Annotated in this window: 24 protein-coding genes and 1 other RNA gene; 19 read left to right on the plus strand and 6 right to left on the minus strand. The window is 45.9% G+C overall.

Annotation, left to right across the window (positions count from 1 at the left end; genetic code table 11):
* The first annotated feature begins 305 nt into the window (after positions 1–305).
* The 7 genes from BLW33_RS07165 to lgt all read left to right on the plus strand — a co-directional run bounded on the left by BLW33_RS07165 (position 306) and on the right by lgt (position 6,230).
* Positions 306–788, plus strand: a complete 483-nt coding sequence (locus BLW33_RS07165) for a hypothetical protein (protein WP_242911621.1) — start codon at positions 306–308, stop codon at positions 786–788.
* Between the two features lie 34 nt (positions 789–822).
* Positions 823–1,665 (plus strand): TlyA family RNA methyltransferase, encoded by an 843-nt coding sequence (locus BLW33_RS07170; RefSeq protein ID WP_090306949.1) that lies wholly within the window; start codon positions 823–825, stop codon positions 1,663–1,665.
* Positions 1,649–2,536 (plus strand): NAD(+)/NADH kinase, encoded by an 888-nt coding sequence (locus tag BLW33_RS07175; protein ID WP_090306953.1) that lies wholly within the window; start codon positions 1,649–1,651, stop codon positions 2,534–2,536. The genes BLW33_RS07170 and BLW33_RS07175 overlap by 17 nt, the downstream gene beginning before the upstream one ends.
* Positions 2,533–2,994 (plus strand): arginine repressor, encoded by a 462-nt coding sequence (argR, locus tag BLW33_RS07180; RefSeq protein WP_090306956.1) that lies wholly within the window; start codon positions 2,533–2,535, stop codon positions 2,992–2,994. Before BLW33_RS07175 ends, argR begins: the two co-directional genes overlap by 4 nt.
* 14 nt (positions 2,995–3,008) lie before the next feature.
* A complete protein-coding gene (gene recN / locus BLW33_RS07185; protein WP_090306957.1) occupies positions 3,009–4,709 on the plus strand; it encodes a DNA repair protein RecN in 1,701 nt (566 codons plus the stop codon).
* 111 nt (positions 4,710–4,820) lie between these two features.
* Positions 4,821–5,450: a phosphate propanoyltransferase gene (pduL, locus tag BLW33_RS07190; RefSeq protein WP_090306960.1), complete on the plus strand. Its 630-nt coding sequence runs from the start codon at positions 4,821–4,823 to the stop codon at positions 5,448–5,450.
* Positions 5,451–5,471: 21 nt separating this feature from the next.
* Positions 5,472–6,230, plus strand: coding sequence for a prolipoprotein diacylglyceryl transferase (gene lgt, locus BLW33_RS07195; RefSeq protein WP_090306965.1), 759 nt, complete (start codon positions 5,472–5,474; stop codon positions 6,228–6,230).
* A 132-nt stretch (positions 6,231–6,362) separates the two neighbouring features.
* Here lgt and tnpA read toward each other — a convergent pair whose 3' ends face one another.
* The 3 genes from tnpA to smpB form a co-directional block, all read right to left on the minus strand.
* On the minus strand, positions 6,363–6,833 hold the full coding sequence (gene tnpA / locus BLW33_RS07200; protein WP_090306968.1) for an IS200/IS605 family transposase: 471 nt from the start codon (positions 6,831–6,833) through the stop codon (positions 6,363–6,365).
* Positions 6,834–7,060: 227 nt separating this feature from the next.
* Positions 7,061–7,455: a transfer-messenger RNA gene (gene ssrA, locus BLW33_RS07205) on the minus strand.
* 17 nt (positions 7,456–7,472) lie between these two features.
* Positions 7,473–7,931, minus strand: a complete 459-nt coding sequence (smpB, locus tag BLW33_RS07210; RefSeq protein ID WP_090306971.1) for an SsrA-binding protein SmpB — start codon at positions 7,929–7,931, stop codon at positions 7,473–7,475.
* A gap of 187 nt (positions 7,932–8,118) precedes the next feature.
* Between smpB and BLW33_RS07215 the strand changes: the two genes are divergently transcribed.
* Positions 8,119–8,601 carry a homing endonuclease associated repeat-containing protein gene (locus BLW33_RS07215; protein WP_090306974.1) on the plus strand — a complete coding sequence of 161 codons (483 nt, stop codon included), beginning with the start codon at positions 8,119–8,121 and terminating at the stop codon, positions 8,599–8,601.
* Positions 8,602–8,685: 84 nt separating this feature from the next.
* Here the strand turns inward: BLW33_RS07215 and BLW33_RS07220 are convergent, their stop codons facing one another.
* Complete coding sequence (locus BLW33_RS07220) at positions 8,686–8,922, minus strand: hypothetical protein (RefSeq protein WP_090306977.1); 237 nt, start codon at positions 8,920–8,922, stop codon at positions 8,686–8,688.
* A 54-nt stretch (positions 8,923–8,976) separates the two neighbouring features.
* On the minus strand, positions 8,977–10,905 hold the full coding sequence (locus BLW33_RS07225) for an ABC-F family ATP-binding cassette domain-containing protein (RefSeq protein WP_090306980.1): 1,929 nt from the start codon (positions 10,903–10,905) through the stop codon (positions 8,977–8,979).
* Positions 10,906–11,030: 125 nt separating this feature from the next.
* Between BLW33_RS07225 and BLW33_RS07230 the strand changes: the two genes are divergently transcribed.
* Positions 11,031–11,660 carry a redox-sensing transcriptional repressor Rex gene (locus BLW33_RS07230; RefSeq protein ID WP_090306983.1) on the plus strand — a complete coding sequence of 210 codons (630 nt, stop codon included), beginning with the start codon at positions 11,031–11,033 and terminating at the stop codon, positions 11,658–11,660.
* Between the two features lie 44 nt (positions 11,661–11,704).
* Here the strand turns inward: BLW33_RS07230 and BLW33_RS07235 are convergent, their stop codons facing one another.
* Positions 11,705–12,859 (minus strand): MGDG synthase family glycosyltransferase, encoded by a 1,155-nt coding sequence (locus BLW33_RS07235; RefSeq protein ID WP_090306986.1) that lies wholly within the window; start codon positions 12,857–12,859, stop codon positions 11,705–11,707.
* 205 nt (positions 12,860–13,064) lie between these two features.
* Between BLW33_RS07235 and BLW33_RS07240 the strand changes: the two genes are divergently transcribed.
* From BLW33_RS07240 to BLW33_RS07285, 10 genes are all read left to right on the plus strand, one after another.
* Positions 13,065–13,478 carry a hypothetical protein gene (locus BLW33_RS07240; RefSeq protein WP_090306990.1) on the plus strand — a complete coding sequence of 138 codons (414 nt, stop codon included), beginning with the start codon at positions 13,065–13,067 and terminating at the stop codon, positions 13,476–13,478.
* Between the two features lie 72 nt (positions 13,479–13,550).
* Positions 13,551–14,519 carry a tRNA modification radical SAM protein MnmL/YtqA gene (gene mnmL / locus BLW33_RS07245; RefSeq protein WP_242911622.1) on the plus strand — a complete coding sequence of 323 codons (969 nt, stop codon included), beginning with the start codon at positions 13,551–13,553 and terminating at the stop codon, positions 14,517–14,519.
* Between the two features lie 22 nt (positions 14,520–14,541).
* Positions 14,542–15,384: a GTP pyrophosphokinase gene (locus BLW33_RS07250; protein ID WP_090306992.1), complete on the plus strand. Its 843-nt coding sequence runs from the start codon at positions 14,542–14,544 to the stop codon at positions 15,382–15,384.
* Positions 15,385–15,398: 14 nt separating this feature from the next.
* Entirely contained in the window at positions 15,399–15,932 is a 534-nt protein-coding gene (locus BLW33_RS07255; RefSeq protein WP_090306995.1) for a Uma2 family endonuclease, read from the plus strand.
* Positions 15,933–16,103: 171 nt separating this feature from the next.
* Positions 16,104–17,306 (plus strand): S41 family peptidase, encoded by a 1,203-nt coding sequence (locus BLW33_RS07260; RefSeq protein ID WP_090306997.1) that lies wholly within the window; start codon positions 16,104–16,106, stop codon positions 17,304–17,306.
* Positions 17,307–17,335: 29 nt separating this feature from the next.
* Entirely contained in the window at positions 17,336–19,303 is a 1,968-nt protein-coding gene (gene uvrB / locus BLW33_RS07265) for an excinuclease ABC subunit UvrB (RefSeq protein WP_090307092.1), read from the plus strand.
* 39 nt (positions 19,304–19,342) lie between these two features.
* Positions 19,343–22,147, plus strand: coding sequence for an excinuclease ABC subunit UvrA (gene uvrA / locus BLW33_RS07270; protein ID WP_090307000.1), 2,805 nt, complete (start codon positions 19,343–19,345; stop codon positions 22,145–22,147).
* 117 nt (positions 22,148–22,264) lie between these two features.
* The gene (locus BLW33_RS07275; protein WP_090242882.1) at positions 22,265–22,489 is read left to right on the plus strand and encodes a FeoA family protein; all 225 of its coding nucleotides are present in this window, start codon (positions 22,265–22,267) and stop codon (positions 22,487–22,489) included.
* A gap of 9 nt (positions 22,490–22,498) precedes the next feature.
* The gene (feoB, locus tag BLW33_RS07280; RefSeq protein WP_090307004.1) at positions 22,499–24,523 is read left to right on the plus strand and encodes a ferrous iron transport protein B; all 2,025 of its coding nucleotides are present in this window, start codon (positions 22,499–22,501) and stop codon (positions 24,521–24,523) included.
* A 296-nt stretch (positions 24,524–24,819) separates the two neighbouring features.
* Positions 24,820–25,011, plus strand: a complete 192-nt coding sequence (locus BLW33_RS07285; RefSeq protein WP_090307007.1) for a ferredoxin — start codon at positions 24,820–24,822, stop codon at positions 25,009–25,011.
* The last annotated feature ends 1 nt before the right edge of the window (position 25,012 follow it).

Below are 25,012 nucleotides of genomic sequence, written 5' to 3' on the forward strand. Positions count from 1 at the left end.
TTGGTGACAACGTGGACTACATGTAAAGGGAAACCGCTGGAATGGCGACGTTCCAGTCATGTTTTGGGAAATCCTACTGAACCTATGTTGCAAAGTTTACTCATTGTGCTACCACCTGTTTTGAGGAATTATGCCCTGCATAGTTCCTTTCTTTTTGATTATAGGAAAGTGAAAAAATGGGAGAAAATAGTAAAGATTGCGCTTCAAGTAAAGAAGCAGGAAAAAAGAAATCAAAAAAAGCAATTAAAGAGCATAAGCAAAGAATGTGGGTTTTCTGGGTTTCGTTGGGGACCTTTATTTCCACGATGATTATTAGCTATATTTCGGATGTGCTCTTATCCAATACCGCACTTGCTGTATCCTTCATCATTCTTCTGGTGATTGTTTTAATTGGTATTTTAGCGGATATTTTGGGAATTGCAGTAGCATCTGTTAATTTGGACCCCTTTAATGCCATGGCGGCAAAAAAAATTAAAGGGGCAAAGACTTGCGTAAACATGGTGAAGAATGCACCCCAGGTCTCCAATGTGTGCAATGACGTCATTGGTGATATTTGTGGGATTGTCAGTGGGGCGACCAGTGTGAGTATTGTTGCTCAGTTATTAAGCTATTTCCCCGTACTGAATGCGACGGTGGTGGGATTATTGGCCAGTGCTGCTGTTGCTTGTATCACCGTAGGTGGGAAAGCCGTTGGCAAAGGGATTGCTATGAAAAATGGAACAGCTATTATTCACGGCATCGCCGTTCCCATCGCCAGTGTCAAAATATTAGTTAAGGGTCACGAATAATCTAAAGGACAGGCAGAAGAGAAGAAGGCAGAGCATGAAAAAAATACGTTTAGATAAATGTCTTTGGGATTTGGGTTTATTTGATTCCAGAGAACAAGCTAAAAAAGCCATAATGGCTGGATTGGTGGAAGTGGATGGACAAATCCATACCAAAGCTGGGGATCAGGTTTCTGAGGAGATCACCATAAATCAGGTGGTCATCAAAGGAAATCTCTTTCCTTATGTTAGCCGTGGCGGGTTAAAACTCGAAAAGGGAATTGCTGTATTTCCTTTTCCCATCCAAGGGCGGGTTTTTCTGGATATTGGGTCCTCCACTGGGGGGTTTACCGATTGTCTCCTTCAAAATGGGGCACAGCGGGTTTATGCCATTGACGTGGGATATGGTCAGCTGGATTGGAAGCTTCGAAATGATGACCGCGTGGTCTGTATGGAACGAACGAATTTCAGATATTTAACACCAGAGGATATCGGGGAAGCAGCTGATGCGACGGTAATGGATGTTTCCTTTATTTCCATCCTAAAGCTTATTCCGACCATTGCAGGGCTAACGAAGGAAGGCAGCCTAGGAATTTGGCTAATCAAGCCCCAGTTTGAAGTCGGTAAGGAAAAAATTGGAAAGAATGGTGTCGTGCGGGAGGCAAAGCTCCATGAGGAGGTTCTGCAGACGACATTGTCCGGGATTATCAATGCGGGGTATACCATCAAGGGATTGGACTTTTCGCCCATTCGTGGACCCAAGGGAAATATTGAATTTTTGTGTTTTACCCAGAAGGGGACGGCTGAAGATGGCATTGTGAATTGGGATGAGGCCATTAAAGCCGTTGTTTCCGATGCCCATGCAGCAGGGAAGGAGGCGGACCATGGCAGTCATGAATGAAATAGGCATTTATCTCAATTGTGATAAACGCAATAGTATCGAAATGGCCACTCGGTGCGTAGCGTATTTGAGCGCACAGAATGTAAAAGTCGTGATGCTCAGTAAACAGCTGCAAGAAACCGGGATCTCTGGGGTTACGGGGTATTTAAAAGATGAATTTTTCAGTAAGCCCCAGTGTATCGTCACCCTTGGCGGTGATGGAACCCTTTTGGGGGCGGCCCGTCATGCCAGCACCAATGGTGTTCCCCTTTGTGGGATTAATCTGGGGAAGCTTGGCTTTCTGACAGAGGGAGAGGCGGAGGATTTAGAGCCGGTGCTTGAACGCCTATGCGCAGGGCAGTTTACCCTGGAACCGCGAATGATGCTTCAATGTCGGATTACCTTTGCAAACGGTCTGGTGGAAGAGCATGTGGCACTCAATGATGTCTTAGTTAAAAATGCGGGATTTCGGATGATGGAGCTTCGAGCCTTTATTGATGATGAGGAAGTGGATGCCTTTCGGGCAGACGGTTTGATTATTGCCAGCCCCACAGGGTCCACGGCCTATTCTCTGGCAGCTGGTGGTCCTGTGGTCGTCCCGGGGACGCAGGTCATGCTTTTAAACCCTATCTGCCCCCATCGTCTTCATGACCGGGCCTACGTGGTTTCCCATAAAAGCACCATTCGTTTGGAGTTTAACCAAAGTGCCCGGGATCTGGTGGTCTGTGCGGATGGACAGATTAGTGTTCCCATTGGTGGGCGGGATCGGGTGGAGGTCACCACGGCAAAGCGATCGGCCAATTTGATCCGGATCAGTGATATTGGATTTTTTGATCGTCTTCGGCGAAAGCTTTCAAATGATTCCCAGGTATTTACAGGAGAAAAGAGATGAAGGTATCACGACAGGCAAGAATATTAGAAATCATTGAAAATAAAAATATTGAGACCCAGGAAGAACTCTTAAGAGAGTTAAATGCAGCGGGTTATAAGGTGACCCAGGCAACGGTTTCCCGGGATATTAAGGAGCTAAAGCTCATTAAGGTAACGGGAAAGGGGGGACGACAATCCTATGCAACCATGAAAAACATCGGGACTATTTTTGACGAACGGGTGGCCACCGTTTTTCGGGAATCCGTGCTGACTGTAGACACCACCGCCTTTTTAATCGTCCTGAGGACCCTGCCGGCCATGGCCCAGGCCGCAGCCTTGGCCATTGATGCCATGGAATGGACGGAAATCGTGGGGACCATTGCAGGGGACGATACGATTTTTGTCGCGGTGCGGGAAGAGAAGGATGTTACCGTCATTGCCAATAAATTTAGGCGCTTGATGAAGGAAAACCAGTCTTAAATGGGGGAAGGTCAATGCTGCAACGTATTAATATCAAAAACTATGCTCTGATTGAAAATCTTGATATCGAATTTGACGATGGTCTCAATGTCATCACCGGGGAGACCGGCGCAGGGAAATCCATTATCATCGACGCCATCACCCTTTTGTTGGGACAGCGTGGCAATCGGGATAACATCAGAAAGGGTGCGAAAAAGATGGTGGTCCAGGGTGTGTTTGACGTTCTGGGCAATGATCCGATGTTAAAGCACCTGGAGGAGCTGGAAATTGAAATTGAAAACGGAGAGTTGCTTTTGTCCCGATCCATCGATGAACGGGGAAAGAATATTTGTCGGGCCAACGGGGTGTTGGTGACCGTTACCCAGCTAAAGACCATAGGTGAGAACCTCATTGATATTCATAGTCAGCATGAGCATAACAGCCTTTTTCGGACAGAAAGTCATCGCATTTTATTGGATACCTTTGGAGGACAGCCCATTGCACAGCTCTTAGAAAAAACGACCCAAATGGCCGGGGAGTTAAAGATACTTCGGACAAATATTTTGGAAACAGAACGGGATCAGCGAGAGATTGAACGTCAAAAGGAAAATTATCAATTTGAACTTAAAGAAATCAGTGAAGCCCATTTAGAGCCGGGAGAAGATGAGTATCTGACCCAGGAAAAAAATATTCTTGAAAATAGCGAAAAGCTTTTTACCAATGTCAATGAGGCCTACCAAATCCTCAATGGGGGAGAGGAACTGGATACCACCACTATTCTTTCAGAGCTTTCACGGATGGGGGAATACTTAGCTGTACTGGGTACCATTGATCCGATTTTTAAGAGTTTTGAAAAGACAGTAGAGGAAGCCTACAGCGATTTGGAAAACCTTTCAGGTGAGCTTTACACTTATATTGATCACATTGATTTTGATATGGACACTTTAGATGAGGTGGAAAAACGTTTGATTGTCATCGCGGGATTAAAGCGTAAGTATGGTGAAACTGTCGATGAAATCATTACCTATGGTGCAGAGGTCGCCCGGGCCCTTTCCCAAATTACTAATCAGGATGAGTATAAAGACCAACTCAAGCAACAATATCTGGAAGTTTGGGATGCATATAAAATCGTTGCCATGGAGCTGAATACAAAGCGTCATGACATTGCAGAACAGCTGGCAGAGATCATGGTGCAGGAACTTAAGGACCTGGCCATGGAAAAGGCAGTCATCAAGGTTGATATTCAACAGGACGATAAACGTATTTCTCCCACAGGGCAAGACCATGTGGAGTTCTTAATCTCAGTGAATCCTGGGATTGCGCCCAAACCCATTCGCAAGGTGGCATCTGGGGGGGAAATCTCTCGAATTATGTTAGCACTCAAGGGTGTCTTTGGTGGGATGGATACCATCATTACCATGATTTTTGATGAAATTGATACCGGCATTAGTGGCCGGACGGCCCAAGCCGTTGCTGAAAAAATACTAAAGCTGAGCCGAAATCGGCAGATTATCTGTATCACCCATTTACCCCAAATTGCAGCAATGGCTGATCGACATTTTCGGGTGGAAAAGGATTTGGATGAGAATTCTGTGGAGGTCCATTTTGAGGAGCTGACCGATGCAGAACGAACAGAAGAATTAGCCCGGATGCTTAGTGGTGCTGAAATCACACAAACGACTTATGACCATGCCAAGGAAATGTTGGAAATGACAAAAAATCTTAAGCATTCATAAAAATATTCAATGTTCACCTCTAATTAAATATGATACCATAGCCCTACTGTTTGAAACAGTTTGAAGTTACAATTGAATAACTCAGGAGAATCGGAGATCAGAGGAGGAATTATGAACAAAAAAACAGTTAAATTGGGATTATCCAGCAAGCATATCCATATTACCAAAGAAGATTGCAATACTTTATTTGGTGTGGGGTACGAGTTGAATCGTTTTAAATGGATGGGGCAGCCCGGACAATTTGCGACGGTGGAAAAGGTGGATATCATCGGACCTAAGGGAACCTTAAAGGGCGTCCGTATCATCGGACCGGTACGTCCGGAATGTCAATTGGAGATTAGCGTTTCTGATACCTATAAATTGGGTATTGATGCCATCATTAAAGACTCTGGTGATATCGAAGGAACACCAGGCTTTACCATTGTTGGCCCAAAAGGGGAAGTGGTTAAAGAAAAGGGGGCCATCGTCGCAGCACGTCATGTCCATCTATCTACTGAAGAAGGCAGAGAGTATGGCCTTTCGGATGGAGAGTTGGTATCCGTTTTAATTCCAGGAAAGCGAAGCATCATTCTTAATAACTGTACGGTTCGTGTGGGGGATTCCCATAAAAAAGAAATGCACATCGATGTGGAAGAAGGTAACGCAGCGGGTGCAAAGAATGACCAGCTCGGCATTATTCTTTCCCAAGACGACGTGATAAATGGCGATATGGTGGAGGTATTCTTTAAATCCTTCGAATAAAATGTAGAATAGGAGATTCATATGCAGGCACCGGACCCCATTGCGTTTACCCTCTTTGGTTTAGAGGTGCGTTGGTATGGCGTTTTGATTGCGGCAGCACTGGTTATTGCGCTTTTAATGGCGCTGCGACGAAGCAAACGCTACGGTATTAACCAAGACGATATCCTTGATTTTTTTCTATTTCTGACACCGGCCATCATTATTGGTGCCCGTGCCTATTATGTTCTCTTTGAATGGCGTTATTACGCGGTTCACCCGGATCAAATCTTTGCCATTTGGAATGGTGGTTTGGCGATTCATGGTGGGATCATTGCGGGTCTGATTGTGGGCGCTATTTTGTGCCGGATCAAGAAGATTCAGTTCTTTACCTTGGCGGATACGGTTATCCCGGGCTTACCCCTGGGGCAGGCTATCGGCCGTTGGGGAAACTTTTTTAATCAGGAGGCCTACGGGGTCCAGACAAATTTACCCTGGGCAATTACGGTGCGTGACTCGCAGATGGGGTATATTAAAGTGCACCCGACGTTTTTATATGAATCTATCTGGGATTTATGTATTTTCGGATTCCTTTTAATCTATGAGCGTCGCTGGAAGAAAAATAATGGAGAGCTTTTATTCCTTTATTTAATGCTCTATTCCGTGGGACGCTTCTTCATTGAAGGGCTGCGGACGGACAGTCTGATGTTCTTGGGTCTGCGGACCGCTCAAATAGTTAGCCTTATTTCTATTCTTATTGGAGGGCTGGGGCTGTGGTGGCTAAGACGTCGTAAAGTATCATAAAAATCAGGACCACCGGCTTAGCCGGTGGTTTGCACTCGCCCTATAAGGGCTCTTTACCAGCAGCGCCTGATGGCGCCTCGAATGGTCTGCCAGTCGCATCTTCTTCTCTGGCTGGCCCTAAAGGGCCCTTTGTTATTTGCCTTTTTTCACTGGCTTACCCGTAAACGGGTCCGTGTACTCTTTCATACTAATTTGATCTGCTGTTGCGTCTTCTCTCAGTTGGTTTCGTATATACTCTTCTATTTTCTTTGCATTTTTTCCAACGGTATCCACATAATATCCACGACACCAAAAGTGCCGATTTCCATATTTGTATTTCAAATTTGCATGCCGATCGAAGATAATCAACGAACTTTTTCCTTTTAGATACCCCATTATTTCAGATACACTATATTTTGGTGGTATTCTGATTAACATATGAATATGATCTGGACATAATTCTGCTTGTATGATCTCTATTCCTTTTCGTTCACACAACTCTCTCAGGATTGTCCCAATATCTGCTTTCAATTTTCCGTAGATTTCTTGTCTTCGGAATTTTGGTGCAAATACAATATGATACTTACATTCCCAACGTGTATGTGCTAAACTGTTTTTATCCATCTGGATAACATCCTTTGCTTCTTTGATACGGTTGGCAAACCCTCATCATTTTATCATTGGATGTCTTTTTCTTTCATCTAAAGATTTCTTCCCTCCCCCGGCATAGCCGGGGGTTTATTTGATTTTGTCCCAAAATCACACTAAAGTGTACAAATAAAAAAACGCCGATTGAAGTCATTTCACTTCAATCGGCGTTTTATTTTCCAGGTTTATAATGTGTGAAATGTTGGTGGAGCCGGTGGGAGTCGAACCCACGTCCGAAAACAAATTCACTGAAGCTTCTCCGAGCGCAGCCATCGGATTAATCTTACTCCAGGCACCTTCCGATGACCGAGGTGTTTGGAGCCAGCCTCTTAGTCGCTAAAGGGACGAGGCAATGCCCAGTAGCGGTTCCCTGCTAGTTATGAACGCCAAGCTTACCAGCGCAGGTCTTGGAAAGGGGCGTGCGGCAATTAGGTGCCGCGGTTGAGTTCAGTTTGACTTAACTGCAATTAAGCAGCTAAAGCCATTCCGTAACTTCTGTTTTCTTTTGCGTTTATATTTAGTTGCCGTTTTTTACGATGTCCGACACATCGGCTCGCTACTCCAGCTTCACTATCCCCGTCGAAACCTTTACGGCCCCGGAAAATAATCATCGTTCTAGTAATGGTCGCGTATGCTGCGCTGCATACGGCGTTTAGCGTCTTTTTCTGCAATGGTATGGCGCTTGTCGTATAACTTTTTACCCTTTGCTAAAGCAAGCTCCAGCTTGACCTTACCTCTAGAAAAATATAAGGATAAGGGGACCAGGGTATAACCATCCCGTTGTTTTAACCCAATGAGCTTGCGGATTTCAGATTTATGCAAAAGCAGCTTTCTGGGACGCAGGGGGTCCTTGTTGTAAATATTTCCCTGTTCATAGGGAGAAATATTCATTTGAAAGACAAAAACCTCGCCATCCCGAATATCGGCATAGCTCTCCTTCAGGCTGACCTTGCCCTGGCGCAAAGACTTCACCTCAGTACCATATAGTGCGATACCGCACTCATAGGTTTCTTCGATAAAATAGTCATGCCGCGCTTTTTTATTGTTTGCAATATTTTTTTTTAACTCAGCCATTGAGACACCTCTACTAGAATGTTTTCAATTGTAACACACTTAACTTAAGGGTTCAAGACGTAAAAAAGGAATTCGCATTCAAATTTATTGGCACCAAATTGCTTATTTTAGGGATGAATGCTTGTCTGTCCTGAGATTTGTGCTATAATATTAAAGTTAAATCAATAGTTAGTGTTTGGGAGGAATTATGGCGAAGTATTACAACAAAAGTGTATTAGTTTCAATTTTAAAGGAGAAGGCAGCTGTGCTGGGGCGGACTCCGATGCCGGAGGATATGGTCGATCCGGGGGCACAGGTTTTTCTGAATTACTTTAAGAAATGGGATAAGGCGATTAGAGCAGCTGGGTTGAAGCAAAAAATGACAGTGGATATCACCACTCCTCTCAACGATAAAGTCGAACCCGCTATTGAAGAAGTTGTGGCGCCAAAACCCGCAGCCATGAAAGTGGAAGAAGTGACTCCACAAGAGGATGTGCCAAGTCAGCGACGTTATTCAAAGTCTATCATCAGTAAGATGTTGGTGGAGGAGTTCAACCGCTTAGGGAAAAAACCAACGCGAAAAGAGATCGACGCCAATAAGGAATTACCCACCGTGGCAACCTGTTTAAAATATTTCAATACCACACGCATTGGTGATGTGTGGGAAGAAGTATTAAAGGATGAAGCATAAAAAAAATTATAAGTGAAGCTTACACAATAAAGGGGCTGTCACATAGAGAAAAAACTATGTGACAGCCCCTTTTCATCATCCATATTAGCCTTCAAGTTGAAAGGGAATCTGCGCAAAAACAGCCTCCATTTCGGGTTGCTCGGCGTGGAAAATCTTTAAAATTAAGCCATTGATACTTCCGATAATGGCTTGGCTATCGACAGTGCCGTCATTGGCGGGTTTGGCAGCGTAGAGCATACAGAGCATTTCGTTTCGGGTGGTGCCTTTAATGTCTTTAAACAGGGTGTTGAGTATTTGCTTTTCTTCAGTACTTAAGTCCATGGATTGGTCCCTCTCTTTCATGTAGTGTCATTATACCGGAAGGGGTGGTTAAATTCAATCCTCTTCGAGCTGAAGTGCTAAATCTTCCCATTGTTGTATAATATTTTCGTTATCAGCCTTGAGTGCATGGTAATCATCGGTTATCTTTTGGGCATAAACCATATCGTCATAGAATGAAGGTTGACACATATCCGCTTCGTATGCCGCAATCCGCTCGTCGTTGGACTCCATCTGTTCTTCCAGCTGCGCCAGGGCCTTCTTTTGTCGGCGTCGTTCAGCTTCCAGGGCCTTGGCCTGCTGCCGCTCCTGCTTTCGACGGGTTTTATTTGTCTGTGGGGTATGGTTTTGTGCCAAGAGGGCCTCTCGGTCGCTTTGGTTTTGCTTTGTTCTGGCGTAGTCATCGTAGTTACCAATGGTTTCCTCAATGCCCCCGGGGGTGAGCTCGAAAATCCGATTGGCCACGCGGTTTAAAAAATAACGGTCGTGGGAGATAAAGAGGAGGGTTCCCTCATAGACACAGAGGGCATCTTCTAGAATTTCCCGGGTGGACATATCAATATGGTTGGTGGGTTCATCCATCAACAGAAAATTGGATTCAGACACCATGAGCCGGGCCATATTAAGCCGTGCTTTTTCACCGCCGGATAAATCTCCGGAATGTTTAAAGACCGTTTCCCCTGTGAAGAGGAAGGATGCCAGGATATTGCGGATATCTCCATCGGTTAAGTGGCTGTCAATGTCCCGGATGGCATCGATGAGGGTTTCATTGGGTGCCAGGAGGGCCTCGTCGGGCTCCTGGGCGTAGTAACCAGGATAAACCTTGCGGCCAAAGACAACCCGCCCGGAATCGGGTTTGATCTGCTTCATGAGGATTTGGAACAAGGTTGTTTTACCGATACCGTTTCTGCCGATGATGCCTATCCGATCACCCCGGTGGATTTCGAAACTAACATCTTTAAAGAGCTGGCGGTCCCCAAAGGATTTTTCAAGCTCCTCTACCATGAGGACATCATTGCCGCTGATGACTTTAGGACTGAAGGAAAAATGAAGGCTGCGCCGGTCCTGCCGACGCTCCACGGGTTTTATGCGCTCAATGGCTTTTTCCCGGCTGGCGGCACGGCGGCTGCTTTGGACCGAATTATAGTCCCTCAGGCGATCAACAATTTTTTGCTGGCGGGTGAGTTCCTTCATTTGCTTATCGTAGGCTGCATCCATGGCACGGTCCCGTTTTTCCTTTTTATCGAGGTACTGGGTATAGTTACCGGTGTAGCTGACCATGCCATGATCTTCAATTTCGCAAATGCGTGTACAGACACGGTCCAGGAAAAAGCGGTCATGGGAGACGATGATAAAGGCATTTTTATAATTATTTAAGAAAGATTCCAGCCAGTTCAGGGCTTCAAAATCCAGGTAGTTTGTCGGTTCATCCAGAAGGAGAAGGTCTGGGGATTGAAGCAAAAGACAGCCTAAAGCAATTCGGGTCTTTTCACCACCGCTGAATTTTCCAAAGGCCTTTTCCAGATCCTCTAATTGAAAGCCAAGGCCGATGGTAACGCCACGGATCCGGCTGTGGTATTCAAAGCCACCACGGTCGGCATATTGCTCCTGAAGCTCTGCCAGTTGATGGACCAGGCGCTGCTGTTCTGTGGCCTCGGCGGTATCAATGCGCTGCTGGAGGCTTTGAATTTGGCCTTCCATCTCAATGAGGTCCTGAAAGACTGCGGTAAAGATGGCTCCGACAGTCTCATGCTCAGACGCCTTAAATTCCTGGCTAAGGAGTCCAAGGGTCAGACCATTTTTTTTGTCAAGGGTCCCGGTATCACGGTGGCATTCGCCAGTGAGAAGTTTGAAGAAAGTGGATTTCCCACAGCCATTTCGGCCAATCAGGCCTAAATGCTCGGTATCATCGATTCGAAAGTCTAAGTTGTTAAAAATACTATGGACACCATAGCTGAAAGATAATTGATTGATATTAATTAGCATATTATTCCTCGTTTCGTATAAAACAATGATACCAAAAATAACCACAGATTTGAATAGAAATTAGTTTGATTTATTTTTCACAAACTGTTATAATTTAACAATACTATGAGGGAGATGGAGGCGTCATGCAAAAGTTTTCGAAAAAAGTCTCAATGACGGTAGTGAAGCGTTTGCCGAAGTACTACCAATATTTGAGTGACTTACAAGATAAAAACATTGAAAAAATTTCATCAAAGGAACTGGCGGATATGATGGGCCTGACGGCATCTCAAATTCGCCAGGACCTTAACTCCTTTGGGGCTTATGGCCAACAAGGGTATGGTTATAAGGTCCAGGAGCTGCGGGAAGCCATTAAAAATATTTTGGGGCTTAACAATACCTATAACTGCATCATCATTGGGTCCGGGAACCTGGGCCGTGCCATTTCGAACTATGAACGTTTTAAACGGGAAGGCATTCATATTAAAGCGATGTTTGATGCGGATAAAGGAAAAGTTGGAAGCCTAGTCGGTGAACTGGCCATCCACGATATGGATGATTTAGAGGATTTCGTCCGGGACCATGACATCAATATTTGTATTTTATCTGTTCCCCGGGAGGTTGGACAACCGACGGCTGACCGTGTTTGCCAATTAGGGATAAAAGCCATTTTAAATTTTGTTCCCCTGGATTTGACGGTGTCTGAGGATGTTGTCGTTGAAAATGTGAATATCACCGACAGCTTGTTTACCTTGACCTATCTGTTGAGTGAATAATAAAGAAGGCTCAAAGCGCGTTGCTTTGGGCCTTTTGCTATGTTTTAAAGGGTTTGGATGTTTGGGGATGACAGGTGATGGATAGGGGTATCCTCTGGAAGAATCTTAAGATCGGTGAGTACATCTTCTGAAATACGTGAGGCTGCTTCACCGTAGTACATTTTTTTGAGGGCAGTTTTCATGGTATATTGCTTAAATTCATTACCCTTGAGGTGTTCAATGGCAAGGCGAAGCTCCAATGGATTTTCTGCAACGATGGCAGCACCCTGATTTTTAAACCACTGGGCGTTTTCGCCCTCCTGGCCGGGAGTGGGCTTGTAGAGAATGGTTGGTAAGCCGGTGACCACAACTTCACTTAAGGTAATGCCGCCGGGTTTAGTCACCATCATATCCGCTAAATAGTAAAGTTCGTGGATATCGGACACGAATCCCAGGATGGTGGTGTTTTGAAAGCGCTGGGCGGAAAGCTCGTTGTAGAGATGTTTATTGCGTCCGCAGATCACAATGGTCTGCAAATCGTCATGGCGCTGTATATCCGCACAAATGGAGCCCAAATCCTTTAGAACACCGTGGGTTCCTGCGCAAATCAGAAGGGTTTGGCGCTTTGGGTCCAGGCCGTACTTCCTGGCAATCTCGGCTTTATCGCAGGGATGATAAAATGCGGAACGGACGGGGATACCAGTTTTGACAATATGATCAGAGGGGGTGCCATGGGACACCAAGGTATCCTCTACATTTTGACAGGCCACATAATACTTCGTTGTCGCGGGATGCATCCAGGCCGCGGGAATACAGAAGTCGGTAACGACGGTATAAATTGGCAATTTCAAATAATCCTGTTCCTTCAGGATAGTGGTGATGGTGTACATGTAGGTATTGACGATACAGTCAGGCTGCACCTCGTTGAGGATTCGGATGAGGGCACGTTGGGTTACCTTCCATAGCTTCTTCAAGGAGTTTTGGGAAGCTTGCTTTTCAAAATCGTAGTATATCCATTTATAAAAACCACGACCAATGTTGTAGGATAAGAGATAGGATTTCTCCAGAAATACATTAATAGGGTGGCTCATCTCGTTGAATAAATCCCGAACGAAAACATTGCAGCCTCTGGATTCAAAGCAGTCTTTCAAGGTTTCAGCGACCATTCGGTGACCCGATCCGTGGGAGCAGGTCAGGATTAAAATACGCTTTTTTTCCATGGCAGAATCCCTCCTTCGTTTTAATGATTTAAGTTTATCCTTTATGGATTAGAGTTCCATTAGAAGAGTGTGGGACAATTTTTCTTTAAGGTATTTGTGGAATTATAATAAAAAAATCCTGTAAAAAATAATCAAAAAAAGGGATTGTGCTTTATCGTTTGCACCTGTATAATAAAGGTAACAACGTAGAAAGAGGTGTCTTATAATGATTGAATTTGTATATGGAGCTAAAGGTAGCGGCAAGACCAAGAAAATGATTGAAATGGCCAATGCTGAGGTCGCAGGGGCTAAAGGTGAAATTCTATTCATTAATGACAGAGATAAGTATCGCGTAACAGTGGACACTAAGATTCGATTTGTGAATTCCGATGATTTTGATATAAGGGGCATTAAAGAGCTCTATGGTTTCGTATGTGGCGTTATCGCTGGTAATTACGATGTTGATGTTGTTTATATCGATAATTTATTAAGAATTATTGAAGCTGACGGACCGGCAGATATCGAACCGTTATTGGAAAAATTAGATTTGGTACAAAAGGGCCAGAACATTAAATTCGTCCTCAGCTTAAGCTGTGACGAGGATGCTATACCGGATTGCGTGAAAAAATATCTCAACTAAAGATGACGACTAAGACGTCTTTCTGGCCGATTGCCATGGCAATCGGCTTTCTTACGTATTATGGAGCGTATAATGTCTGAACCGATGAACACCCAACCCCTTTATCAGGTCTATTCCCAGTGGCTGAAAGAACATTATGGCGAAAAGGTTTATAAGCTTCCGGTCAATATTCCTTTGACCTGTCCCAATCGGGATGGCACCGTTGGTCAGGGAGGATGCATTTATTGTGGGGCCAAGGGGGGCGGCCTGGAAACGCTGTCCGATACCCTCTCCATTACGAAACAGCTGGAGAAAAACCGAGCCTATATAGAAAAACGTTATAAAGCCCATAAATTCATTCCTTTTTTTCAGAGCTTCTCGAATACCTATATGCCCATTGAGCAGTTCAAAGCCGCGGTTAGGGAGGCCTGTCAGCAGAAGGATGTTGTGGCGCTTTCCATTGCAACCCGGCCGGATTGTCTTTTTTCAGAGCATTTAGACTTTTTTAAGGAAGTACAGGCGGATACTGGGATCGATATTGTTATTGAGCTTGGCTTACAAACGGCCAATGATCATACCTTGAAAATCATCAACAGAGGCCATGATCTGGCGGACTATATTGCAGCGGCCCATGGGGTTAAAAGCCATGGACTCCAACTTTGTACCCACGTCATCCTGGATCTGCCCTGGGACGACCATCAGGATGTCAAAACAACGGCGGGTATCCTTTCTGCGGTTGCCTCAGATTTTGTCAAATGCCATGCCTTATACATCGAGCGGGGGACGGTCCTGGCACAGATGTACGCATCGGGGGCAGTAGCCCTTCTTGACCAGGATGAGTACATCCAGCGGTGTATTCTCTTTTTAGAACATTTGGACCCGATGATGGTGGTTCAGAGAATTATTGGAAGGGCACCAGCAGAGGATAGCATTACTACCAATTGGAACACCAGCTGGTGGAAGGTTCGGGATGCACTGGAAGATCAGATGCGCTCGGGCGGACATTATCAGGGACGGCTTTACGGATTGCGCCGGCAAGAAATCAGACGTAAAATCATTTAGTAGAAGTAAGGAGGGGTGAGAAATGACCATTGAAAATTGGCAGGAATTTCTTTTCCCATATGAGCAGGCAGTGGATGAACTGCTTTTAAAGTTCAAGAGTATTAAAAAACAGACGACGGATCGGGGAGAAATCAGCCCCATCGAATCTATTTCGGGAAGGGTCAAATCCATATCCAGTATCCTTGAAAAAATCGACAAATACGGTATCCGTACCCATGACCTGGAGGATGAAATTCTGGATATTGCCGGAATCCGCATTATTTGCCAGTTCGTAGAGGATATCTATGAGGTGGTGAATATGATCTGTGAACGGGATGGCAAGGATCTGACCATTGTGAAGGTTAAAAACTATATGGCCGGAGAGGACTTATCGGTCCTTAAATCCGGGGTCGGGCAGCCTAAAGAGAGTGGCTATCAAAGCTATCATATCATTATCAAATACCCTGTCATTACATCTCTGGGGTATAAAGAGCTTAATGTGGAAATCCAAATTCGAACTCTTGCCATGAATTTTTGGGCGATTATTGAACATTCCTTAAAATATAAATACAAAGAGGGCTTACCCGGTGAGCTGCAAAACCGCTTAGTTTCAATGGCTGAGGCGGTAACGGATCTGGATCAGGAGATGTCAGCGATTCGAGATGAAATTTTAAATGCTCAGCAACTCTTTAGGATGAAATCTGGTACGATTAATGATATACTGGATAATATAAAAATTCTGAAAAAGCTAAACCATGGAGAGAAGGCTTCTGAATACGAAAATCTTTTTAATGCGCTTTCAGATGATCAGGAAAGCATCGTGCGGCTATTCCTTTTGAATCGTGAGATTCAGACCGAAATTGGCCGCATCAAAGGTGAAGCTTAGAAAGGAGACAAAGAATGACTCAAGTAATACGTTTGGAGCAGGGAGAATGTACCCAATGCCCCGAAGGTAATTGTGAATTGATTAATGGGGTGGTCTATGAAAAAGCCGCTTTGGATGATAAAGGGGTAGGTGCTGTACGCTATTTGCACGCTGCATACAGCAAATTCAGATTAGCACACCGTCCACTGGATAAGGTGGCAGACCCACAGGCAGAGTTGGTTCTTCCTCAGCTGGAAAACACCATCCTCAAGCCTGAAATCGCGGTAACTGTCAACGGGATGGAATTTCCCCAATGGGTTGTTGAATTTGCAGATGATAATAATGAAGAAATTTCATATCTTCTGAAGCCAGCCCTTTATCGGGATGCGGGTGTGACGGAATACTGGGTCATTGATCCGGATCGAGAAGTCATCCTTATTTATTCCTTTGAAAGAAGTGGATTGGTGCCATTGATTATTGAGGGACCCCAACGCATCCGGGTATCCATTTATAAAAATTTCTTCTTATCTTATTCGGATTTCTTTAAATACCGGGGAGAACGGAAATAATATGAAAACTTCTGGGAAGCAGGCCGACATCACCAATGGTGGTCGACCTGCTTTTTCAATGAAATGCATCATTTTCACCACATTATGTAAATAGTGCTTTCTTTGGGATGATTTTAAGATATAATAGTTATGCTACTAGGGCAACGAGTGCCTTTGAAAGGATAAGAATCGATGAAGAAACGAAAGATAAACCTGACGGTTGTTTTTGTGTTAGTGCTGATTTTAAGCAATCTGGGGACCTATTTTTTAGCAGTGAATGGGGTTTTTAATGGAAAAAACAGTGTTACGGTTAAAACCGACAGTCAGACGATTTCCAGCGGATTGCAAAAAATTGCCTCTCTGGAGAAAAAAATTCAATCAGATTATTACAAGGACGTCGATGAACAGGCCCTGATGGATGGTGCCGTTAAAGGGATGTTTGATGCCATTGGGGATGAATACAGTGCATACTACACCAAGGATGAGTACACCAAACTCATGGAAAGCACCACCGGGAGCTTTGAAGGAATCGGTGTCGTTGTGACGGAGGATGGAAATAAAAATACCATCGTTGTAACCCCCTATAAAGATACACCGGCGGGTAATGCCGGAATCCAGACTGGAGACACCATCATCAAGGTAGACGATGAAGATGTCACAGGGAAGGGCATGGATTATGCGGTATCTAAAATGCGTGGGACAGCGGGAACACCGGTCAAGGTAACGGTGTCCAGGGATGGCCAGGAAATCGATTTTAATTTAACCCGGGATACCATTGATACCAAAACCGTGGATTCCAAGGTGCTGGGCAATAATATTGGATACATTGAAATATCCCAGTTTACAGAAACCACAGGAGAAGAGTTCAAAGAGCAAATGGATAATTTAATGGCCCAAGGGATTCAGGGGCTGGTTATTGATCTGCGCTACAATGGCGGTGGACTGGTGGATCAGTCTGTGGAAGTGGCTGATCGCCTCTTAGGTCAGACGGAAGTGGTATACACCGTGGATAAGCAAGGGAACCGAAAGGATTATCGTGCGACTAGCGAGGATCAGGTGACCGTACCCGTCACCGTTTTAGTCAATGAAGGGACGGCCAGTGCATCGGAAATCTTAGCGGGTGCCATCCAGGATACCCAGGCGGGGACTTTAATTGGAACAAAAACCTTTGGGAAGGGAATCGTTCAGGAAGTGATCTCACTCATGGATGGAACGGGGTACAAGCTAACCAATGCGGAATACTTTACACCCAATGGCCGAAATATTCACAGCGTCGGCTTGACACCAGATGTTGAAATCAATCAAAATGAAAATTATAAGGATACCCTAGTGGTTCCAGAGGAGCAGGATACCCAGCTGCAAAAAGCCTTGGAAGTGCTGCAATCCAAAATGTAATGGATGAGAAAATCAGAAAGGAGCCGATTATGATACCATTTGAAGTCGTCTCGGAATATGAACCGAAGGGGGACCAGGGGAAGGCCATTGCTGAACTGACCAAAGGCGTCGAGGATGGCCTGAAATACCAGACCCTCCTCGGGGTAACCGGGTCAGGAAAAACCTATACTATGGCCAAGCTCATTGAAGCCGTTCAGAAGCCAACCTTGGTCATTGCCCATAATAAAACCTTGGCTGCCCAACTCGCTGATGAGTTTCGTAGCTTTTTTCCGAATAATGCTGTAGAATACTTCGTTTCGTACTATGATTACTATCAGCCAGAGGCTTATGTCCCCCATTCTGATTTGTTTATTGAGAAGGATTCCTCCATTAATGATGAGATCGATAAGCTGAGACATTCCGCCACAGCGGCCCTGTTTGAGCGTCAGGATGTCATTATCGTCGCCTCGGTTTCCTGTATTTATGGCTTGGGGAGCCCCATCGATTATGAAAATTTGGTGCTTTCCCTGCGGCCAGGGATGGAAAAGGATCGGGATGAAATCATCCGTAAATTAGTGGATATCCAATACACCCGCAATGATATTGCCTTTGAGCGAAATAATTTTCGGGTGCGGGGGGATGTTTTAGAAATCTACCCGGCGGCTTCCACGGATAAGGCGGTTCGCGTGGAGTTCTTCGGAGATGAGATTGATCGTCTTACGGAGATTCACACCATTACCGGAGAAATTACAGGGGAGCTTTCCCATGTGAGTATTTTTCCAGCGTCTCACTATACGACCACTCCAGAGAAGTTGGAGGATGCCATCGTCGGCATTCGAAGGGAGCTTTCGGAGCAGTACCAGTTTTTTACGGACCACAATCAATTGGTGGAGGCCCAGCGTATTCTCCAACGGACGAATTACGACTTAGAAATGCTCCAGGAGATGGGCTATTGCACCGGGATAGAGAACTATACCCGCTATATTAACGGGCTGCCGGCAGGGAGTCCGCCCTATACACTCATTGATTATTTCCCCAAGGATTTCTTAATCATTGCTGATGAGTCCCACGTGTCCATTCCCCAAATCGGGGGCATGAGTGCCGGGGATCGAGCCAGAAAGAAAAACCTGGTGGACTACGGCTTTCGACTGCCCTCTGCCTACGATAACCGCCCCCTGACCTTTGATGAATTTGAGGGGAAGATTAATCAAATTATATTTACCACGGCGACGCCTAGCAAATACGAAAAAGCCCATGCCCAAAAGGTAGTGGAGCAAATTATTCGGCCGACAGGATTAGTGGATCCCGAAATCTTCGTGCGCCCCATTAAGGGGCAGATCGATGATTTAACTGGAGAGATTAACGATACGGTGTCCAAGGGAAACCGCGTATTAGTGACGACGTTGACCAAGAAGATGGCCGAGGATTTAACGGATTATTTTAAAGAAAATGGCGTGAGCGTCCGTTATTTGCATTCGGATATTGACACCATCGAGCGGATGGAAATCCTCCGGGATTTACGACTGGGAGAATTTGATGTGCTGGTGGGGATCAACCTCCTAAGAGAGGGGCTGGACCTCCCAGAGGTCGGTTTGGTTGCCATTTTAGACGCTGATAAGGAGGGTTATCTCCGTTCGGAAACCTCTTTAGTCCAGACCATTGGCCGGGCGGCAAGAAATGTGGACGGCAAGGTTATCATGTACGCGGATAAAATTACGAAATCCATGAATTACGCCATTACGGAAACCTATAGGCGGCGTGAAATCCAACAGGCCTATAATAAAGAGCATGGTATTACACCGCAGTCTGTTAAAAAAGAGATTCGGAATATTATCGAGGTTACGAAGGTGGCAGAGGATGGACTTCCTTATGAAGTGGCTGATCTGGAAATGGAAGAAGAAATCCTTGATATTGGGGAGCTGGAAGCTCAAATGAAGCAGGCTGCATCCGATTTGGATTTCGAACGTGCAGCACAGCTACGGGATAAAATAAAAGCATTAAAAATACAGAGCGAATAATGAATTGAGGGTGGACACCCTTGGATAGAAAGGATAAACATGAAATATATTGACATCAAGGGAGCCCGGGAACATAATCTCAAAGGCGTAAATGTCAAAATTCCCCGGGACCAAATGGTGGTCCTGACAGGTGTTTCCGGATCAGGCAAGACGAGCCTGGCCTTTGACACCATTTATGCAGAGGGCCAGCGCCGGTATGTGGAGTCCCTATCGGCCTATGCAAGGCAATTTTTAGGCCAATCCCAAAAACCCGATGTGGACAGTATTGAGGGATTAAGCCCAGCCATTTCCATCGACCAGAAAACGACGAATCGGAATCCAAGATCGACGGTTGGGACGGTAACGGAGATTTACGATTATTTCCGATTACTTTACGCGCGGATTGGCATTCCCCATTGTCCTAAATGTGGGAAAGTCATTTCCTCCCAAAGTGTGGATCAAATCGTGGATAAGGTCATGAATTTGCCCGAGGGGACGAAGTTTTTAATTGTGGCCCCTATCGTTCGGGGAGAAAAGGGACAGCATAAAAAGCTCCTTGCTCATTTACGAAAAGAAGGTTATGTCCGACTCATGGTGGATGGCGAGGAACGGGAATCCAGCGAAGAAATCGAGCTGGATAAGAATAAAAAGCATACCATCGATGTCGTGATTGACCGACTGAAGCGCAAGGATGGTATGGAGAAGCGGTTGACGGATTCCTTGGAGACGGCATTGCACTTGGCCCATGGCATGGCAGTGTGCGAGGTTGTCGGTGGGGAACGGCATCTCTTTAGTGAGAAGCTGTCCTGTCCGGATTGCGGCATTTCCATGGATGTTTTAGAACCACGGACCTTTTCCTTCAACAATCCCTTTGGGATGTGCCCGGCCTGTAATGGACTGGGATTCCATAAGGAAATCGACCCGGATTTGCTGATACCGGATCGGTCCCTATCCATTGGGGAGGGGGCCATTAAATTCTTCGGCCTGAAAAACGACTCTAAAATCCTAGTGAATATGATTCGCGCACTCCTTTTAAAGCATGGCTTTGATATGGATACCCCCGTGGAGGATCTGTCCGAGGCCTGTCTGGATGAGCTGCTTTATGGCTCGGATGATGCCATGGAAATTGAGTATGAGGGTAAATTTTCCGGCACCTATTCTACGACTTTCGAAGGGCTGATCAATAATATGGAACGGCGATTCAAGGATACTAAATCGGAAACTATGCGTGGCTTTATCGAACGTTATATGTCGGATATCCCGTGTCCGGTGTGCCACGGAAAGCGTTTGAATCCCACCAGCCTGGCGGTAACCGTCGGTGAGAGTAATATTATCGATTTAACGGATCAATCGGTTAAAAGCTTGATTGTTTTTTTTGCAAACCTTCAGCTGACCGAAACGGAGTCCATGATCGCTAAGCTTATTTTAGTGGAGATCAATGCACGTCTTAAATTCCTTCGGGATGTGGGACTGGAATACCTTACCCTTTCCCGAAGTGCAGGAACCCTATCCGGGGGGGAATCCCAGCGGATCAGGCTGGCCACGCAAATTGGATCCGGGTTGACCGGAGTGCTTTATGTTCTGGACGAACCCAGCATTGGCCTGCATCAAAGAGATAACCGGAAGCTTTTAACCGCCCTGCGCAATCTGACAGCCCTGGGGAATACCCTGGTGGTGGTTGAGCATGACGACGATACGATGATGGAAGCTGATTGGATTGTGGATATTGGCCCGGGGGCAGGAGTCCACGGTGGAGAGCTGGTGGCGGAGGGCGATGCCCAGGCTATTATGGATAATCCCCGGTCCATCACTGGGCAGTATCTTAGTGGGGCTAAAAAAATTCCGGTCCCCCAGGATCGCCGTACCCCCCGGGGTGAATTCATCCGGGTGGTTGGGGCCAAGCAAAATAATTTAAAGAACATCACGGTGGACTTTCCCCTTGGGGAGTTCATCTGTGTCACCGGGGTATCGGGTTCTGGGAAAAGTACCCTGGTCAACGAGATTTTATACAAGGGGGCAGCACAAAAGCTTTACAACAGCACCCGAAAACCGGGAAAACACCGAAAAATCGAAGGTCTGGACCAAATTGATAAGGTCATTGCCATCGATCAGAGTCCCATTGGGAGGACGCCACGTTCAAACCCGGCCACCTATACCGGCGTTTTTGATATGATTCGGGACCTTTTTGCAAAGACCAACGAGGCGAAGACCCGGGGATATCAGAAGGGTCGCTTCAGCTTCAATGTGAAGGGAGGGCGCTGCGAAACCTGTTCTGGGGATGGGATATTAAAGATCGAGATGCATTTTTTGCCGGATGTTTATGTTCCCTGTGAGGTCTGCCATGGGAAACGCTATAACCGTGAAACCCTAGAGGTTAAATACAAGGGCAAAAACATTGCCGACGTATTGGATATGACGGTTGAGGAATCCCTTGATTTCTTTGAGCATATTCCGTCCATTAAAAACAAACTGCAAACCCTGCACGATGTGGGTTTGGGGTATGTCAAGCTCGGCCAGCCCTCCACCCAGCTCTCCGGAGGAGAAGCTCAGCGGATCAAGCTGGCCACGGAACTGAGTAAACGGAATACCGGACGCACCTTGTATATTCTGGATGAACCGACCACAGGCCTTCACATGGCCGATGTAGACCGCCTCATTGAGGTGCTCCAGCGGTTGGCGGATACCGGTAGCACCGTGGTGGTCATCGAGCATCAGCTGGATGTCATTAAAGTTGCGGACCACGTCATCGATTTAGGCCCCGAGGGGGGAGATGGCGGTGGCGAAGTAGTGGCTATTGGAACGCCGGAGGCCATTGCCCAAATTGAAGACAGCTATACCGGGAATTTCCTGAAACCTTTGTTGTAAATACCTCTGTTCGCATGGAAAAGGAAGAATACCTTGGAAATCGAGACTTTGTCCCATTGACAAGGATTCTATGCTTAAGTATAATTGAACTAACATAAAAGAGGGAGTGACGGGCACATGGCAAAAAATCTGAGTGAACTCAAACCGGGACAACGGGGCGTAGTATCCTCCATTGACTTAAAGGGATTGATGCGGCGAAAACTGTTGGACATGGGGGTGACCCCCGGGGTAGAGGTTTATGTGGATAAGGTGGCGCCCTTCGGTGACCCCATTGAAATACATTTGAGGGGCTACGCCCTTAGCCTTCGAAAAAAAGATGCAGAAAAAATCCGTATCGTTTAGGGGGGCTTTATGACATATCGAGTAGCTTTAGTGGGGAATCCCAATTGCGGGAAGACGACATTGTTTAATTGCCTGACAGGTAGTAATCTTTACGTGGGGAACTGGCCAGGTGTGACCATTGAAAAAAAAGAAGGGGTAATGAAGGGGACTGGGGATGAGATTATTCTCATCGATCTTCCGGGGATTTACTCCCTGGCACCCTACTCCATGGATGAAATTGTCAGCCGTGATTTTTTGATTAACGAAGCCCCGGATCTCATTATTAATATTATCGACGCTTCTAATATCGAGCGGAATCTCTATTTAACCACTCAGCTCATGGAAATGGGGATCCCCATGGTTGGGGCCCTTAACATGATGGATGTTTTGGAGCGAAAGGGGATTATTATTGATTGCGAGGCCCTTTCGAAGGCCTTTGGATTTCCCTTTATCCAAATTTCTGCCCAGCAGGAATTGGGGATTCAGGAGCTCATTGCCTTGACCGATGCCAATTTAGGGCGGACCCATGGGAAGTGGACTTATCCAAGGGTGTTCCCATCCAAGATTCAGGATGTGTTTGATGCCTTTGGAAAGAAAATCGAAGGACAATATTCAGATATGCTGCCCAATTACCCTGGGATCTTTCGCAGCATCAAGCTCATCGAACAGGATGAGGTCCTTGCCAAACAGGAGCAGCACGATATTGTTCGCTTAGATGCTGAAATTAGTGAAGCTCGGCGGGAAATTCGGGAAATTAGTGGTCAGGATGTGGATGGGGCCATCGCCGATTATCGGTATCGCTTTATTACCGCCGGTGTAGAGGCGGCAAGACGCCAGGATGGTAAGGATACCCTGGCCATTGAAGACCGGATCGATAAGGTGCTGATGAATCGTTTCGCAGCACTGCCCATCTTTTTCGTGTTCATGTTCATTATTTATTTTATCTCCATCAATGTGGTGGGGGATTTGACATCCAGCTGGATCGATGGATTTATTGCCGATGGCTTGATTCCCTGGGTAAGCTCTGGCCTTGGTGCCGTTGGAACGGCACCGTGGCTCATTGCCCTCATTACCAATGGCGCCATTACCGGGGTTGGTGCAGTACTGACTTTTATCCCGCAAATTACAGTGCTTTTCATTTTTATCTCAGTCCTGGAGGATAGTGGTTACATGGCCCGGGTGGCGTTTATGATGGACCGGGCCTTTAGACGCTTTGGGCTTTCCGGAAAAAGCTTTATTCCCATGGTCGTTGGGTTGGGCTGCTCGGTCCCAGCCATCATGGCAACCCGGACGCTGGAAAATGAACGGGACCGCAAGCTGACCATTATTCTAACGCCTTTTATTTCATGCGGGGCAAAGATGCCCTTGTATGTTTTGCTGGCTTCCGCCTTTTTTGCAGAGCAGCAGAGTATAATGGTCTTTAGTCTATATCTGGTGAGCCTCTTGGTGGTGTTTTTATCAGGAATTCTTCTGAGCAAGACAAAATTTAAGGGAGCCAGCTCAGACTATTTGCTGGAGCTTCCCCCTTATCGTGTCCCTAGCCTGAAAAACACCCTATCCCAGGTGTGGCTGCGGGTGAAGGAATTTATTGTCCGGGCAGGAACGATTATCTTTTTAGCCTCGGTGGTGCTCTGGTTTCTTCAGGCCTTTGGAACGAATTTTCAAATGACGGCGGACCCGGATAATAGCATTTTGGCCGCCTTTGGAAAAATCATTGCGCCGGCCTTCATTCCACTGGGCTTTGGAAACTGGGTGGCTAGTGTGTCCTTGCTTTCAGGAATCGCCGCAAAGGAAATGATTATTTCCACCATGAGCGTTCTGCTTTCGGGTGTGGATGGGGGCTTTACCATGGCCTTAAGCCAGATATTCACTCCCCTTTCAGCCTATGCGTATATTTTGTTTGTTTTGCTCTGCTCACCCTGTATTGCAGCCTTAACGACCATGAAACGGGAGCTTGGCAACTGGCGGGATTTCCTCTTTGCCATCCTTTACCAGGTGGGTACCGCCTATTTGGTATCCATGGCCGTTTTCCAAATTGGGTCACTCATCTTCTAATGTTAAATATTAAACATGAAGCCTTCACCCACGTGTTTGTGGACGGAGGCTTTTTTTACGCGGAAGCTAACAAAAGTATAGAAATTGAAACAGCGAGTCCTGTTAAAAACTTGCTTTTAAAAAGGACACGGTGATTCTATTTCTACACGGCGCAGCCTTGAATGAGTGTAGCGAAGCGGAATGAGTTGTCCTTTAAAGTTTTCATAAGCTTTGCTTAAATCCATTTGGAATGTTGTCGATACAACAGACGAATTAAGGAAAACCCTCTACAATGGTTGTAAAAGGAGGTAGTTTCCATGAGAGTAACCATTAATGATGAATGTATCGGGTGTGGCTTATGTGTAGCAGAATGCCCAGAGGTTTTTGATATGGGGGATGAAGGTGTCGCCTGTGTGTTAACCGATGATATTGCTCCGGATTTAGAAGAAAAAGTTCGTGAGGCAGCCGAAGGGTGCCCTGTGGCCGCTATTGAAATAGAGGAGGATTAAA

Source organism: Eubacterium aggregans (assembly GCF_900107815.1).
Classification (GTDB): Bacteria; Bacillota; Clostridia; order Eubacteriales; family Eubacteriaceae; genus Eubacterium_O; species Eubacterium_O aggregans.